The organism is Variovorax paradoxus EPS, assembly GCF_000184745.1.
In the GTDB taxonomy this organism is placed as follows: domain Bacteria; phylum Pseudomonadota; class Gammaproteobacteria; order Burkholderiales; family Burkholderiaceae_C; genus Variovorax; species Variovorax paradoxus_C.
This window is the reverse complement of sequence record NC_014931.1, coordinates 1,626,526-1,641,433: the sequence shown is the minus strand read 5'-3', so window position 1 is coordinate 1,641,433 and position 14,908 is coordinate 1,626,526. Positions and strand designations below refer to the sequence as shown.

18 protein-coding genes are annotated in these 14,908 nt (G+C 68.4%); 17 read left to right on the top strand and 1 reads right to left on the bottom strand.

Annotated elements, in window-relative coordinates; translation table 11 throughout:
- Nucleotides 1-13: 13 nt before the first annotated feature.
- The 16 genes from VARPA_RS07405 to VARPA_RS07325 all read left to right on the top strand — a co-directional run bounded on the left by VARPA_RS07405 (nucleotide 14) and on the right by VARPA_RS07325 (nucleotide 12,118).
- Nucleotides 14-403: a VOC family protein gene (locus VARPA_RS07405; protein ID WP_013539938.1), complete on the top strand. Its 390-nt coding sequence runs from the start codon at nucleotides 14-16 to the stop codon at nucleotides 401-403.
- Nucleotides 404-509: 106 nt separating this feature from the next.
- Nucleotides 510-878, top strand: a complete 369-nt coding sequence (locus tag VARPA_RS07400; protein WP_013539937.1) for a nuclear transport factor 2 family protein — start codon at nucleotides 510-512, stop codon at nucleotides 876-878.
- A gap of 26 nt (nucleotides 879-904) precedes the next feature.
- The gene (locus VARPA_RS07395; protein WP_013539936.1) at nucleotides 905-1,336 is read left to right on the top strand and encodes a GNAT family N-acetyltransferase; all 432 of its coding nucleotides are present in this window, start codon (nucleotides 905-907) and stop codon (nucleotides 1,334-1,336) included.
- A gap of 117 nt (nucleotides 1,337-1,453) precedes the next feature.
- Nucleotides 1,454-2,326 (top strand): class D beta-lactamase, encoded by an 873-nt coding sequence (gene blaOXA, locus VARPA_RS07390; protein ID WP_013539935.1) that lies wholly within the window; start codon nucleotides 1,454-1,456, stop codon nucleotides 2,324-2,326.
- Between the two features lie 143 nt (nucleotides 2,327-2,469).
- Nucleotides 2,470-3,375, top strand: coding sequence for an SMP-30/gluconolactonase/LRE family protein (locus tag VARPA_RS07385; protein ID WP_013539934.1), 906 nt, complete (start codon nucleotides 2,470-2,472; stop codon nucleotides 3,373-3,375).
- A gap of 75 nt (nucleotides 3,376-3,450) precedes the next feature.
- The gene (locus tag VARPA_RS07380; RefSeq protein ID WP_013539933.1) at nucleotides 3,451-4,425 is read left to right on the top strand and encodes a tripartite tricarboxylate transporter substrate binding protein; all 975 of its coding nucleotides are present in this window, start codon (nucleotides 3,451-3,453) and stop codon (nucleotides 4,423-4,425) included.
- Nucleotides 4,426-4,462: 37 nt separating this feature from the next.
- Nucleotides 4,463-4,756 (top strand): YciI family protein, encoded by a 294-nt coding sequence (locus VARPA_RS07375; RefSeq protein WP_013539932.1) that lies wholly within the window; start codon nucleotides 4,463-4,465, stop codon nucleotides 4,754-4,756.
- A gap of 84 nt (nucleotides 4,757-4,840) precedes the next feature.
- Nucleotides 4,841-5,758: a LysR family transcriptional regulator gene (locus VARPA_RS07370; RefSeq protein ID WP_013539931.1), complete on the top strand. Its 918-nt coding sequence runs from the start codon at nucleotides 4,841-4,843 to the stop codon at nucleotides 5,756-5,758.
- 144 nt (nucleotides 5,759-5,902) lie between these two features.
- Nucleotides 5,903-6,583 (top strand): DUF4286 family protein, encoded by a 681-nt coding sequence (locus tag VARPA_RS07360; RefSeq protein ID WP_013539930.1) that lies wholly within the window; start codon nucleotides 5,903-5,905, stop codon nucleotides 6,581-6,583.
- A 47-nt stretch (nucleotides 6,584-6,630) separates the two neighbouring features.
- Nucleotides 6,631-7,941, top strand: a complete 1,311-nt coding sequence (locus VARPA_RS07355) for an MFS transporter (protein ID WP_013539929.1) — start codon at nucleotides 6,631-6,633, stop codon at nucleotides 7,939-7,941.
- Between the two features lie 18 nt (nucleotides 7,942-7,959).
- Nucleotides 7,960-8,673, top strand: coding sequence for a DUF2848 domain-containing protein (locus tag VARPA_RS07350; RefSeq protein WP_013539928.1), 714 nt, complete (start codon nucleotides 7,960-7,962; stop codon nucleotides 8,671-8,673).
- Nucleotides 8,673-10,022, top strand: a complete 1,350-nt coding sequence (locus tag VARPA_RS07345) for an amidase (RefSeq protein ID WP_013539927.1) — start codon at nucleotides 8,673-8,675, stop codon at nucleotides 10,020-10,022. Before VARPA_RS07350 ends, VARPA_RS07345 begins: the two co-directional genes overlap by 1 nt.
- Before the next feature lie 98 nt (nucleotides 10,023-10,120).
- Nucleotides 10,121-10,624 (top strand): GNAT family N-acetyltransferase, encoded by a 504-nt coding sequence (locus tag VARPA_RS07340; protein ID WP_013539926.1) that lies wholly within the window; start codon nucleotides 10,121-10,123, stop codon nucleotides 10,622-10,624.
- Nucleotides 10,625-10,658: 34 nt separating this feature from the next.
- Complete coding sequence (locus VARPA_RS07335; protein WP_013539925.1) at nucleotides 10,659-10,937, top strand: DUF2277 domain-containing protein; 279 nt, start codon at nucleotides 10,659-10,661, stop codon at nucleotides 10,935-10,937.
- 98 nt (nucleotides 10,938-11,035) lie between these two features.
- Nucleotides 11,036-11,437 (top strand): GFA family protein, encoded by a 402-nt coding sequence (locus VARPA_RS07330; protein ID WP_013539924.1) that lies wholly within the window; start codon nucleotides 11,036-11,038, stop codon nucleotides 11,435-11,437.
- Between the two features lie 54 nt (nucleotides 11,438-11,491).
- The gene (locus tag VARPA_RS07325; RefSeq protein ID WP_013539923.1) at nucleotides 11,492-12,118 is read left to right on the top strand and encodes a LysE family translocator; all 627 of its coding nucleotides are present in this window, start codon (nucleotides 11,492-11,494) and stop codon (nucleotides 12,116-12,118) included.
- Nucleotides 12,119-12,181: 63 nt separating this feature from the next.
- On the opposite strand, the gene VARPA_RS07320 is transcribed toward VARPA_RS07325, so the two are convergent.
- The gene (locus tag VARPA_RS07320) at nucleotides 12,182-12,385 is read right to left on the bottom strand and encodes a thrombospondin type 3 repeat-containing protein (RefSeq protein WP_013539922.1); all 204 of its coding nucleotides are present in this window, start codon (nucleotides 12,383-12,385) and stop codon (nucleotides 12,182-12,184) included.
- 261 nt (nucleotides 12,386-12,646) lie between these two features.
- Between VARPA_RS07320 and pbpC the strand changes: the two genes are divergently transcribed.
- Nucleotides 12,647-14,884 carry a penicillin-binding protein 1C gene (pbpC, locus tag VARPA_RS07315; RefSeq protein ID WP_013539921.1) on the top strand — a complete coding sequence of 746 codons (2,238 nt, stop codon included), beginning with the start codon at nucleotides 12,647-12,649 and terminating at the stop codon, nucleotides 14,882-14,884.
- Nucleotides 14,885-14,908 lie beyond the last annotated feature (24 nt).

Sequence of the window (14,908 nt, the reverse complement as noted above, 5' to 3'; positions counted from 1 at the left end):
ATCGGGCCAGCCGATGCCCCGACATCTCGCCACCGTCACCCTCCTCGTCCACGACTACGACGAAGCCATCCGATTCTTCACCGAAGCGCTGCGCTTCGACCTTCTCGAAGACACGCCGCGCGGCCCCGGCAAGCGCTGGGTGGTGGTCGCGCCTTCGCGCAATGCAGGTGCCACGCTGCTGCTCGCCAAGGCCGCGAACGACGAACAGCAGGCGGCGGTCGGCAACCAGGCCGGCGGCCGCGTCTTCCTGTTCCTGCACACGCGGGACTTCGCCGCCGACCACGCACACATGAAGGCGCACGGCGTCCGCTTTCTCGAAGAACCGAGGCACGAGCCGCACGGCACGGTCGCGGTCTTCCTGGACCTCTGCGGCAACAAGTGGGATCTTCTCCAGCCTGCATGACCTCCCTCCGACAGCACGCCTCGAACACGCAGAGGTAGCACGCGACACCAGCCCAGGCCTACACTCCCGCCTCCGCCATCCCCCTGCGTCTTTCATAGGAGAACTCATGAACACCCTGGAAATCGCCAACAAGCTCGTGGCGCTCTGCAAGGAAGGAAAGTTCGACGAGGCCCGCGTGCTCTACGCACCCGAAGCCGTGAGCGTGGAGGCGGGCGGTCCGCCCGGCCAGTCGCGCGAGGCGGTCGGCCTTGCGGCCATCCAGGCCAAGGGCGAATGGTGGACCGCCAACCACGAGGTGCATTCCTGGCAGGTCGCGGGCCCGTGGCCGCATGACGACCGCTTCATCGTCGGCTTCAAGTTCGACGTGACCATGAAGCCCACCAAGCAACGCTTCACGATGGAAGAAATGGCGCTCTACACCGTCAAGGACGGCAAGATCGTGCGCGAGGAATTCTTCTATTCAATGGGCCAGTGAGCGAGGATGCGCAGCGGAGTGTCGCGATGAGCCTCGAATGGCGACACACGCTCGAAGCGCTCGACTGGAACGAGCTCTCCCGCCTCTACGAGATCGCCCCGCTCGGCCACAAAAAGCCGGCCGACCTGCAGGTCGTGTTTTCCAACAGCCTGTTCAAGTGCCTCGTCTATGAAGATGGCCGGCTGGTCGGCGCCGGCCGCGCAGTGGCCGACGGCCTCGACTGCTCCTACATCTGCGACGTGGCCGTGCACCCGGACTGCCAGGGCACCGGCCTCGGCAAGGCGATCGTCGCGAAGCTCGTGGAGTTCTCGCGCGGGCATCGCAAGATCATCCTGTATGCGGTGGCGGGCAAGGAGCCCTTCTACAAGAAGCTGGGCTTCAAGCGCATGCGCACCGCGATGGCGATCTTCGGCAACGAGCAGCAGGCGCGCGAGCGTGGGTTGATCGACGACAGCTGACGGCGCCCCGCGGTTACGGCCGTTACGCGGGTGACGAAGCGACAGGCTGCTTGCGTTGTGGATGGCGAGCGTGCGCCGGATGATCCGGCACGTTCCATTCCGCATAGCACGCAAACCATGCCTCTTGTTCCAGCCCCGTTCACGACCCGCACGCCCCGCGCCGCACGCCGCAGGACTTTTCTTGCCCAGAGCGGCTGCGGCCTGCTCGCCGCTCTCGGCGCCACCCCTTTTGCCGACGCGGCCAGGCCCGTCGTACATGTCGAGGAGCGCCCTGACCTCGCCACTCACTTCAAGGAAGCGGGTGTGCGCGGAACCTGGGTGGTGCTCGACAGCGCCACCGCGAAGCTCACCGTGGTCGACCGCCGGCGCGCCGACAAGCGCTACAGCCCCGCATCGACCTTCAAGATTCCCAACAGCCTGATCGCGCTGGAGACCGGCGCGGTGAAGGACATCGACGAAATCCTCCCTTACGGCGGCGGCACCTACAAGCGCAAGGAGTGGGAGCGCGACATGAACCTGCGCGACGCGATCCGCGTCTCGCACCTGCCGATCTACCGCGGGGTGGCGCGCCGCATCGGCCTCGCGCGCATGAACGAATGGATCGCGAAGCTGCACTACGGCAACGAGACACTGGACACCGAGGTCGACCAGTTCTGGGTCAACGACAAGCTGCAGATTTCGGCCGCCGAACAGGTGCGCTTCTTGATGCGGCTCGCGCAGCGCAGCCTGCCGATGTCGACGCGTACGCAGGACATGGTCCACGAGATCACGCTGCTGGAAAAGATGCCGACGCACGCCCTGCACGGCAAGACCGGTTGGTACGAAACGCCGGGCTTCTCGCTCGGCTGGTGGGTCGGCTGGGTGGCGCAGGCGAACGGCAGCGTGCAGAGCTTTGCGCTGAACATCGACATGCACGGCGAAGCCGACGTGGCCAAGCGCATTCCCCTGGGCCGCAAGCTGCTCGCGCGGATGAACCTGCTCGCGGCCTAGCGAGGGGATGACTTTTAGTCATTTCTCGCATGAGTTAATTGTGATTGAAGCGCAGCGGCCAGAACGCTATCTTTGGCGCCTAAATCATTAAGAGACAAGGCTTTTTCCGGCGTCGTGCACGTCGGAACAGGTCGAGCGAGATCATGAAAATCCTGGCCGAGGGTCTGCAATTTCCTGAAGGCCCGGTGGCACTGGGCGATGGCTCGGTGGTGCTGGTCGAGATGCGCGCCGGGCGCATCGTGCGGGTCGCGCCGGACGGGCAAATCCACACGCTGAGCGACTGCGGCGGCGGCCCGAACGGTGCCGCGATCGGGCCCGACGGCGCGCTCTATGTCTGCGACAACGGCGGCAGCGCCTATGTGCCTGGCCGTTTCACCTCGACCGGGCCGGCGCCCGACTACGAGGGCGGCAGCATCCGGCGCGTCGACCTTGCCGGCGGCAGCATCACGACGCTCTACACCCACTGCGGCGAACACCGGCTTTCGTCGCCCAACGACCTTGTGTTCGACGCGCATGGCGGCTTCTACTTCACCGACTTCGGCAAGAAGCGTGCGCGTGCGCGCGACAGCGGCGGCGTGTACTACGCGCTACCCGACGGCTCGCGCATCGTCGAGCTGGCCTATGGCCTGTTGTCGCCCAACGGCATCGGCCTGTCGCCGGACAACCGGGTCCTGTACGTGGCCGAAACCGAGACCGCGCGCCTGTGGGCCTTCGACATCGTCGCACCTGGCATCGTCGACAAGCACCCGTTTCCCTCGCCGCACGGCGGGCGCCTGGTCTGCGGGCTGCCGGGCTTCCAGCGCTTCGACAGCCTGGCGGTGCAAGCGAGCGGGCATGTGTGCGTCGCCACGCTGGTCACGGGCGCGATCTCGGTCATCGCGCCCACCGGCGAGCTGGTGCGCCAGCAGGCATTTCCCGACATCTACGTCACCAACATCTGCTTCGGCGGCCCGGACCTGAAGACGGCTTACCTGACGCTGTCGGCCACCGGCCAGCTCGTGTCGCTGCCATGGCCCGAGCCCGGCCTGCGGCTGCATTTCAACGCCTAGCCGCCCGCACCTTCGCCTCCCCGTCCCCATCGCACGTCAACACCGCCATCAGCGCGCCATCACCCGGAGAACACCATGAACCGTCGAGAACTCATCACTGCGCTGGCCGGGGCCTGCGGCACCGGCCTCCTGGGCGCGGTGCCGTCGCATGCCGCCAGCCCCTACCCCAACCGGCAGGTGCGGGTGGTGGTGCCCTTCACGGCCGGCGGCGGAACCGACGTGGTCGCGCGGGCGATCGCGGTGAGCATGTCCGAATCGCTCGGTCAGACCTTCTACGTGGACAACAAGCCCGGCGCCAGCACGGTGATCGGCTCGGAGTACGTGGCCAAGGCGGCGCCCGACGGCTACACGCTGCTGGTGGCGAGCGTGCCGCACGCCACCAACCCGTCGATGATGAAGAACCTGCCGTTCGACACCGTCAAGGCCTTCGCGCCGGTGAGCCTGGCGGTGCAGTCGCCCTTCATCATGGTCGCGTCGTCCACCTCGTCGATCCATTCGATGGACGAGGCGCTCGCCCAGGCCAGGGCGCGGCGCCTGTCGTTCGCATCCACGGGCAGCGGCACGGCCGACCACCTGTCGATGGAGCTGCTCGCGCTGCAATCGGGCGTCTCGATGACGCACGTGCCCTACAAGGGCACCGGCCCTGCCTTGGCCGACGTGATGGGCGGCCACGTCGACCTCATGTTCGCCAACGTGGTGGCGGCCGGGCCGCTCGTGAAGTCCGGCAAGCTGCGCGCCCTCGCGGCGTCGACGGCCAGGCGCTCGGCGTCGCTGCCCGAGGTGCGAACGGTCGGCGAGATCAGCGGCAAGCCCTTCGACGTGAGCGCCTGGACCGGCGTGCTCGCTCCAGCCGGCACCGACCCCGCGGTGGTCGAGCGCCTGAGCGCCGAGGTGCGCAAGGCGCTGCAGACGAACATCACGCGCGAGGCCCTGGTGACCAACGGCGCCGAGCCGGTGGGCAGCACGCCCGCGCAGTTCCAGGCCTTCATCGCGCGTGAGATGCAGACCTGGAGCGCCATCATCGCCAAGGCCGGCATCACGCCGAGCTGAAGAGGCCTCCTCCGCAAACGACCGCCGGGAAGTCCCCATGCCATTCGCCATCATTGCGCTCGACAAGCCGCACGCAGAGGCGCTGCGCGCAGCGCTCAAGCCCGCCCACCTCGACTACCTGACCGCGCGTCAACACATGATGCTGGCCGGCGGCGCGCTGCTCGACGCCGACGGCCAGCCGATCGGCGGCCTGATCGTCGTGGACACCGACGACCTGCAGACCGCGCAGGCATTCGCGCGCGAAGACCCCTTCAACAGCGGCCAGCTGTTCGCCTCTGTCGAGGTCATGCCCTGGCGCCAAGCGTTCTTCGACAGGAAACGGACCCGGTGATCCGGCGCGTGTTCGCGTCCGCAAGCGCGAACGTGAGCGCCATTGCAGGACAGGTTGCGGGCAAAATGCCCCGCAGGTGCCCTCATGAATACAAGATTTGTCGAAGCCTTCCTCTGGGCCGCACGCCTCGGCAGCTTTCGCGCGGCGAGCGACCGGCTCCACATCACGCAGGCGGCGGTGTCCAACCGCGTGGCCTCGCTGGAAGAAGACATCGGCGCGCGCCTCTTCGAGCGCGACGCGCGCGAGTTGCGGCTCACGCCGGTGGGTGTGCGGCTCATGGACTACGGCGAGCGGCTGCTCGAGTTGCGCCGCGAGATCGTCTCGCTCGGCCGCCCGCGCGGCGACATCCTCGGGCTCGTTCGCATCGGCGCCATCGAGACCGTCGTCCACACCTGGTTGCTGGGCTTTCTGACCAACCTGCGCTCCACCTACCCGGGCATCGAGGTTCAGCTCACCTCCGAAACCACGCTCGCGCTGCACCGGGGCCTGCGCGAGGGCGCGCTTGATATCGCGCTGCAGACCGATCACATCGCTGGCGCGGGCATCGTGAGCACGCCGTGCCTGCCGATGCCGATGGGCTGGGTCGGCCCGATCGGCGCCGAGGGCACGCAGACCGTCGAGCAGTTGCTGCGCCAACCCGTGCTGACCATGAGCCCCGGTTCACAGCCGCACGAGGCGCTCAAGAACCTCTTTCGCGCGGCGGGCATTCCGCTCGGCAAGGTCCATTGCGTGAGTTCGATCTCGGCGCTCGCGCGGCTGGTGAAGGCGGGCTTCGGCAATGCGCTGGTGCCGCTGCCGCCCTGCTACGAATACGTGGCCGCGGGCGATGTGCGGATCATCGAATGCGATGCGCTCATCTCGCCGCAGCGCATTGTGGTGAGCCACCTGGAAGCGGCCGACTCCGACGCGATCCGGCTCGTGGCCGAGCTGGCCTGCCGGGCCTCCGACCAGTTCACGACCTCGGCAATCGCACCAACCTGGAGCGCAGCTTCAGAGGGTTAACCCTCAAATTGGCGCATTCCGGCCCCGAAAAGGGGCCAGTAATTCTTGTGGCTGTCGCCCAAAAAAACTCGTTTGTGACAGTCCGACCTCGCGACGGAAGATCGCGCCTTCATTTTTCGAAGGCCCGCCTCCTCTTCCGTCGCCATGAACAACGCACCTGACTCTTCCCCTCTCGCAGCGAACGCGAACGGCATGCTCTTCGTCGCGTCCGACGTGGAGCCGGCCGACGAGGCCGACTTCAACCGCTGGTACGACAAGGAGCATGTGGAAGAGCGCGTGCGCATCCCCGGTTTTCTCTCGGGCGGACGCTATTTCTCGCTCGAAGGCGGGCGCAAGTACCTGGGCCTGTACCGCACCGAATCGCTGGCCGTGTTCGGCTCGCCGGGCTACCGCGCCGCCTTCGAGAAGCAGACGCCGTGGTCCCTCGCCAACCTCGACCGCATGCGCCAGCCGATCCGCCGCGTGTGCGCCGTGCGGGCGGTGACGGGCTTCGGCAGCGGCAGCCACGTGGTCGTGCTGCCGCTCGCTGTGACTGGCGACGTCGAGGTACTGGTCGCGCATGCCGCCGCGGCCGGCCGCCAGCTCGCCGAGCAGGCAGGCTTCGTGCAGTCGTACCTGCTCGCCCCCGACACCACGCTCAGCACGCCGCTGCCGCGCGAAGCCACCGAAGGCCGCGTGCTGCAGCCGATGCTGGTGATTGAAACCAGCAGCGCCGATGCCGCGCGCACCGCACGCACCGCGGCAGCCGCCGCGCTCGACGCCGACCCGGCCGCCGGCTGGCTGCTTGCACTCGGCTGGAAGCTGAGTGCAGCCGAGCTGAACTGATCTCACGCCTCCCGACTTTCCTCTCTCCATTGAACAAGGGCATCTCCATGACCGAACACGTTCTCAAGGCCCCGGCCACCGCCGCGGCACCGCCCAAGATGGGCCGGCTCGCGATGGCCAGCTCCATCGGCACCACGCTGGAGTGGTACGACTTCACCGTCTACAACATCATGGCCGCGCTGGTCTTCAACGCGGTGTTCTTCCCGTCGTTCGATCCGCTCACGGGCACCATCCTCGCCTTCTCGACCTATGCGGTCGGCTACATCTCGCGGCCGCTCGGCGGCGTGGTGTTCGGGCATCTGGGCGACCGGCTCGGCCGGCGCTTCGTGCTGGTGGCCACGCTGGTCATCATGGGTGTCTCCACCGGCCTCATGGGGCTGCTGCCGACCTACGCGACCTGGGGCATCTGGGCACCGGTCGCGCTGGTCGCGCTGCGCTTCGTGCAGGGCGTGGCGCTCGGCGGCGAATGGGCCGGCGCGGTGCTGCTGTCGATGGAACACGGCAAGCCCGATGAACGCGGCCGCAACGCCTCGTTCACGCAGATCGGCCCGTCGTTCGGCACGCTGATCGGCACCGGCTTCATCGCTGCGGTCTCGGCCTGGCTGAGCCCGGAAGACTTCATGGCCTGGGGCTGGCGCATTCCCTTCATCTCCAGCGTGGCACTGGTGCTGTTCGGCCTGTGGCTGCGCAGCGGCGTGGAAGAAACGCCGGTGTTCCTCGAGATGGAACAGAAGAAGGCCACCGCCAAGACGCCCGTGAAGGAAGTGTTCAGGCAGCACTGGCGCCGCCTGCTGGTGGCCGGCGGTTCGCGCATCGGCTCCGACGTGCTGTACGCGCTGGTCGTGGTGTTCACGCTGACCTACGTGACAACGGTGCTGCACCTGTCGCGTCCGCTGGCGCTCACCGCCACGATGATCGGCGCGGCCTGCAACGCGATCGCGGTGCCGTACTTCGGCAGCTTGTCGGACCGCATCGGCCGCAAGCCCGTCTACATCGCCGGCGCCCTGCTGGGCATCGTCTGGGCCTTCGTGTTCTTCGTGCTGATGAACAGCGCACAGCCCATCGCGATCTGCGCGGCGGTGGTGGTCGGACTGATCATCCACGCGATCATGTACGGCCCGCAGGCGGCCTTCGTGACCGAGCAGTTCCCGGGCCGCGTGCGCTATGCCGGCTCGTCGCTGGCGTACACGCTGGCCGGCATCCTGGGCGGCGGCTTCGCGCCGCTGATCATCGCCAGCCTCTACAAGTCGTGGGGTACCACGGTGGCCGTGTCGCTGTACGTGACGGTGGCCCTGTGCATCACGCTGGTCGCGCTCGTCATCGCCCGCGAAACCGCCAAGAAGCCCCTGGAAGCCTGAACCCCAACCGAGACCGACATGCATCTGCGTTTTGCCTGTGAAACCGTGAGCGCCGACGGCGCCCGCGCCATCGAACTGCGCTCCATCGAACCCACCGCGCTGGTGGTGGCCGGATGGACCGGCCGCGACGTCGCGGCCATCGAACACCACATCGAGGAGCTGGCCGCCATCGGCGTGCCGCGCCCTTCGAGCGTGCCGCTGTACTACCGCGTGGCCGCGCAACTGCTGACCCAGTCGCCCGCCATCGAGGCGCTGGGCGACCAGAGCTCCGGCGAGGCCGAGCCCGTGTTCTTCTTCTCGCAAGGCGAGTGGTGGCTGAGCGTGGCCTCGGACCACACCGACCGCCAGGTCGAGAGCTACTCGGTCGCCGTCTCCAAGCAGATGTGCGCCAAGCCCGTGGCCCAGGTGGCCTGGCGCTGGCGCGATGTGCAAGCGCACCAGGACGAGATCGAATTGCACTCGCGCATCCTCGAGGACGGCCGCTGGGTGGACTACCAGCGCGGCACGCTCGCATCGATCCGCCCGCTCGCCGCATTGCGCGACGGCATGCCGGGCGCGGATGCGGCACCCGAGGGCCTTTTCATGACCTGCGGCACGCTCGGTGCGCTGCCGAATGCGAAGGGCGAAGGCATCCGCCCGGCCGCGCAGATGGAAATCGAACTGCACGACCCGCGCCTGCAGCGGCGCATCGTGCATCGCTATGCGGTGAGCGCACTGCCGGTGGTGGCGTGATGCGCGGCACCGGCAACCTCCCCATCGCCACGCTGCGCGAACGCATCGCGCGCGGCGAGCTGACGCACGAAGCGCTGATCCGGCAAGTGCTCGAAGCGGCCGCGCTGCCCTCGGCGCAGCATGTGTTCACGAGGACCTACGCCGATGCGGCACTCGCGGCAGCGCGCCATGCGGACGCGGCGCAGAAGGCCGGCGTGCAGCTCGGCGCGCTCGCGGGCCTGCCGGTGTCGGTCAAGGACCTCTACGACGTCGCGGGCGAAACCACGATGGCCGGCTCCGCCGTCTGCGAAGGCGAACCGCCGGCCGCGCGCGATGCAGTGGCCGTGGCGCGGCTGCGCACGCAGGGTGCAGCCATCGTCGGCAAGACCAACATGACGGAGTTCGCGTTCTCGGGCGTGGGCATCAACCCGCACTACGGCACGCCGCACAACCCGGCCGATGCGGGCATGCCGCGCATTCCGGGCGGCTCGTCGTCAGGCGCGGCCGTGTCGGTGGCGCTGGGCCTCGCGGTCGCGGGGCTGGGGTCGGACACGGGCGGGTCGATCCGCATCCCGGCCGCGCTCTGCGGGCTCGTCGGTTTCAAGAGCACGCAGTCGCGCGTGCCGCGCACCGGCGCCTTCGAGCTCGCGCGTTCGCTCGACACCGTCTGCGCCATGGCACGCAGCGTCGAAGACTGCCTCGTCGCCGACGCGGCGATTGCCGACGTGCCGCTGGTGGTGCGCCGCCGTCCGCTCCGAGGCCTGCGCCTCGCGGTGCCGCGCACGCTGATGTTCGATAGCATCGAGACCCCCGTCGCGCGCGCTTTCGAGCGTTCGGTGCAGGCGCTGTCGGCGGCGGGTGCGGAGGTGGTGGACATCACGCTCGCCGAACTCGCCGAGATCGCGTCGATCAACGCGCCCGGCGGTTTCTCGCCCATTGAAGCATCGGCTGTTCACCGCGAGCGCTTCGCTGCGAAGCGCGAGGGGTTCGACTCGCGCGTGGCCGCCCGCATCGCGCTCGGCACCGAGGTGCGCGCCGCGGACTACATCGTCATGCAGGACCACCGCCGTGACTGGATCGGCCGTGTCGGACACGCGCTCGAAGGCTTCGACGCGCTCATCTGCCCGACCGTGCCGATCATCGCGCCGCCGATCGCATCGCTGGCCGAGGACGCGGCGTTCTTCCAGGCCAACGGCCTCCTGCTGCGCAATACCTTCGCGATCAACTTTCTCGACGGGTGCGCGTTCAGCCTGCCGTGCCATGCGCCGGACGAACTGCCGGTGGGGCTGATGCTCTCGTCGGTGCGCGGCGACGACGCACGGCTCGCGGCCGTGGCGCTGGCCGTGGAGCCGGTGCTGCGCTTCGCCTGAAGCGGACGGCGCCGGATCAGGGGTGCCCCCTTGATTCGGCTATCTTCTTGCGAAAGCCGCTTTCCGCCGGCGGATCCACTGGCAACGAGGCCTCTCGCATGACTGTCCATTCCATCGTCGCTACCGCAGAGCGCCACTTCGAGAGCCTGCACAAGGCGCTCGACGTCGTGGCACGCGAACAAAAATACCTCGCGCTGACCCAGGCGCCGCCGTGGGAGAACTCGCTCGCCTTCTACCGCGACGTGCTGGCTCAAGGCTTCCCGCACGTCGTCGCTGTCGATGCCGATGCCGAGGACAAGGTCGTGGGCTGGTGCGACGTGTCGCCGGTCTTCGGGCATTCGCGCGCGCACATCGGGATCCTGGGCATCGCCCTGCTGCCCGAGGCGCGCGGCCGGGGCATGGGCACGCAGCTGCTGCAGGCGGCGATCGACAGGTCGTGGGCGCGCGGGCTCACGCGCATCGAGCTCTCGGTCCGCGCGGACAACCTGAACGCCAAGGCGCTGTACGAGCGGCTGGGCTTCGAGCACGAAGGCCTCGCGCGGCGCGCCAGCCTGATCGACGGCACCTACCACGATGCTTTCAGGATGGCGCTGCTTCGCTAGACTGAAACCTTCACTGCAATCGGAGAACCCGCCCATGTGCAGAAGCATCAAGACCCTCTACAACTTCGAGCCCCCCGCCACCGAGCAGGAGATACGCGCCGCCGCGCTGCAGTTCGTGCGCAAGCTCAGCGGATTCAGCGTGCCGTCCAAGGCCAATGAAGAAGCTTTCGAGCGCGCGGTCGACGAGGTGGCCGCGACCGCGGCGCGCCTGATCGACTCGCTGGTCACCACCGCCGAGCCGAAGGACCGCGCGGTCGAGGCCGAGCGCGCCAAGGCCCGGTCGGCCGCCCGCTTCGGCACCGCACCGGCCTGAAAAGAAGAAGAAAAGCCCTCGCCGATGCCTGTCGGCACGGCCTTTGATATCGTGTTTGCCGGCTGCTCCCATCGACTCACGGAGCACCGAACAAGCACATGAAAAAGACCTACACCGGCGGCTGCCACTGCGACGCCGTGCGATTCGAAGCCGACATCGACCTGAGCCTGGGCACCCTGCGGTGCAACTGCGCGATCTGCACCCAGACGCGCTTCTGGCCCGCCATCGTCGCGCCCGACGCCTTCCGGCTGCTCGCGGGCGAATCCGAACTCACCGAGCAGATGCTCGACACCAGCAACAGCCACTACATCGTGTGCAAGCGCTGCGGCGTGCGGGCTTTCGGCGTGGGCCATTCGCCGGACACCGGCGCCAGCGCCTACGGCGTGAACGTGACCTGCCTGGACGATGCGGACCTGGACGACCTGGCCAATTCGCCGATCAGCTACGTGGACGGGCATCGCGGCGCCTGGCATGTGGCGCGCACGGCTATCGGTAGCTGACGAAGCGCCCCGCTTTCACCAACCCGAACACCAACACCACCAGGAGACAACCTCATGCCCATCGAACTCTGGCTCGCCTTCGTCGCGGCCTCCGCCGTGCTCCTGATCATTCCGGGGCCGACCATCCTCACGGTGATCAGCTACTCGATGTCGCACGGCCGCCGCGCCAATGTGCCGCTGGTCGCCGCGGTGGCGCTGGGCGACTCGACCGCGCTGGTGGTGTCGCTGCTGGGCCTGGGCGCGCTGCTCGCGACTTCGGCGTTCTGGTTCACGGTGGTGAAGTGGATCGGCGGGCTGTACCTGCTGTACCTGGGCATCCGGCTGATGCGCGCGGGGATCATGTCCACCGAGATGGCCGCGCCCGCGGCGCCGGCCTCGCGCTGGAAGCTCTTTGCCAACACCTATTTGGTGACAGCGCTGAACCCCAAGGGCATCGTGTTCTTCGTGGCGTTCCTGCCGCAGTTCATCAGCCCGGCCGCCGACGTGACGCGGCAGATGTGGGTGCTGGCCGTGACTTTCGTGGCGATGGCGGCGCTGAACGCGACGCTGTATGCGGTGTTCGCGGGCTCCGCGCGCAAGCTGCTTTCGTCGCCGCGCGCGCAGCGGCGCTTCAATCTCACGGGGGGTTCGCTGCTGAGTGCAGCGGGCATCTGGGCGCTGATGGCGCGCCGGCCGGGATAAGGCGAGCCGCGCAAGACTCAAGAGAAAGGCCGCGAAGCGCAGTGCTTCGCGGCCTTTTTTTCTTTAGCGGTTCGGGTTGTTGGGCGCCCGGTCGTAGCGGTTCGGGACACCGTCGCCATCGCGATCACGGTCGGCGCGGTTCGGTATGCCGTCGCGGTCACGGTCGCGCTGGGCGCGCGGCGGCGGGTTGTTGTCGTACGGTGCGACCACGCAACCGGCCAGGGCGGCCGATGCGGCCAGCACGATCGTCAGTGTCTTCATCATCATGATGCGTTCTCCTTGGAGTGGTTATGAAACCGCGCTCGCCTCCAGCGAGCCGGTAGGGCATTGAAGGCCACGCCGGTACGCGTTGGGTTTCTCCATTGAAGCCTTCGCGTGAAGTTCGTTACCGGATGTGGAATCTGCTGTGAACTTTGGGTCGAAGTCGTCGTGCCGGCAAGGCGGCAAGCCACCCGTTGCCGAGTAGGCGGGGGTCTCGTGGTGCATCGCAGAGAATGCGGGCACCCGTTCTGAACCACCTTGCCTTCGATGCCGTTGCTTGCGCTTTCCATTCATCGGGCCTTCGCCGTGGCCCTGCTGTCCGCGGCCTGTGCGCACCCGGCGTGGGCACTCGTCAGCTTCGAGGACGTGAAGCGCGATTTCCGCTCCTCCGACACCGCCGTGCTCGACCGCAACGGCGAACTGCTGCAGCGCGTGCGCACCGACGCCACCGTGCGGCGCGGCCAGTGGATCGCGCTGGCCGACGTGTCGCCGGCCCTGCGCACGGCCATGGTGCTGAGCGAAGACAGACGCTTCTACGAACACAGCGGCATCGACTGGCGCGCGGCGTCGTCCGCCGCTTGGAGCAATCTCTGGAACACGCGCACCCGAGGCGCATCGACCATCACGATGCAGCTCTCGGGCCTGCTCGACGACGACCTGCGGCGCGCGTCCGGCGGTCGCAGCTTCACGCAGAAGATCGGCCAGACCGTGGCGGCCACCCAGCTGGAGCGCAGCTGGCGCAAGGACCAGATCCTGGAGGCCTACCTCAACACCGTGCCCTTCCGCGGCGAGATCGTGGGCATCGATGCGCTCTCGCGCACCTTGTTCAGCAAGGCGCCCAGCGGCCTCGATGCGCGCGAGGCCGCCGTGGCCGCCGCGCTGGTGCGCGCGCCCAATGCCAAGCCCGCGCTCGTGGCTCAGCGCGCCTGCGAGGTGCTGCGCGCGATGGAGCCCGGGCAGAAGGTCGATTGCGATGCCATCGACATGTTCACCAGCGCGGCGGTTCAGCGGCGCGCCTTCGATGCGAACGAGGGCATTGCGCCGCATGCCGCGCGCCGCGTGCTGCGCGAGCTGCGGGATGTGGCAGCTACCAATCCGACTGCTCCGCAGAAAGGGAAAGACACGAGCGTTCGCACCACCTTGCGCGCGCCGTTGCAGCGCTTTGCGCTCGACTCCTTGCAGCGCCACCTGCGCGAGCTGCGCGACCGGCACGTGGAAGACGGCGCGCTGGTCGTGCTCGACAACGCGAGCGGCGAAGTGCTCGCATGGGTCGGCTCGTCCGGCCCGTTGAGCCAGGCGGCCGAGGTTGACGGCGTGACCGCATTGCGCCAGCCGGGTTCCACGCTCAAGCCGCTGCTCTACGGCCAGGCGATTGCCGAGAAGCGGATCACCGCGGCCTCGCTGATCGAGGACTCGTCGGCGCAGATCAGCACCGCGAGCGGCCTCTACATTCCGCAGAACTACGACCGCCAGTTCAAAGGCCCCGTCTCCGCGCGCACCGCGCTGGCCGCATCGCTCAACGTGCCGGCGGTGCGCACGCTGGTGATGGTGTCGCCCGAATCCTTCGCACGCAGCCTGCGCGCGGCCGGCCTGCCGCTGCGCGAGAGCGGCGACTACTACGGCTACAGCCTCGCGCTCGGCAGCGCCGAGGTGTCGCTGCTGTCGCTCGCCAACGCCTACCGCATGGTGGCCAACGGCGGGCGCTACGGCACGACGACGCTGACCGCGCGGCCGCCCGCAACGCCCGCCGACAAGGCCAAGGCCGCGGCCGCCCCGCCGCTGCTCGATCCGCGTGCCGCCTTCATCGTCGGCGACATCCTCTCCGATCCGAACGCGCGCACGCGCACCTTCGGCCTCGACAGCATCCTCTCCACCCGCTTCTGGACCGCCGTAAAGACCGGCACCAGCAAGGACATGCGCGACAACTGGGCCGTGGGCTGGTCGCAGCGCTACACGGTCGGCGTGTGGGTGGGCAACGCGAGCGGCGCATCGATGTGGGACGTGAGCGGCACCAGCGGCGCCGCGCCGGTGTGGGCCGAGGTGATGCGCTTCCTGCACGCGCGCGAGGCGAGCCGCGCGCCCGCACCGCCCGCCGGCCTCGTCGAGGCACGCGTGGAGTTCGGCCCCGCCGCCGACGGCAACGCCATCGAGGCGGCACGCAGCGAGTGGTTCCTGCAAGGCACCGAGCAGCCGCTCTTCGCGCTCGACACCGGCATGGCGACCGACGCCTTCGCCGCGCGCATCACCTCGCCCTCGGACGGCACCATCATCGCGCTCGACCCCGACATTCCGCCGCTGCGCCAGCGCGTGCGCTTCGAGTCCGAGGGCCGAGGCGTGCAATGGCGCATCGACGGCAAGCCCTTTGCGCGCGGCAACAGCGCGCAGTGGCTGCCATGGCCCGGGCGCCACGTGATCGAACTGGTCGATGCTTCCGGCAAGGTGGTCGACCAGCGCAGGCTCGAAGTGCGCGGCGCGGGCGTGGTGACGAAGAGCGCGCGCCGATAAGCATGCACGGCGCCACGACAACAA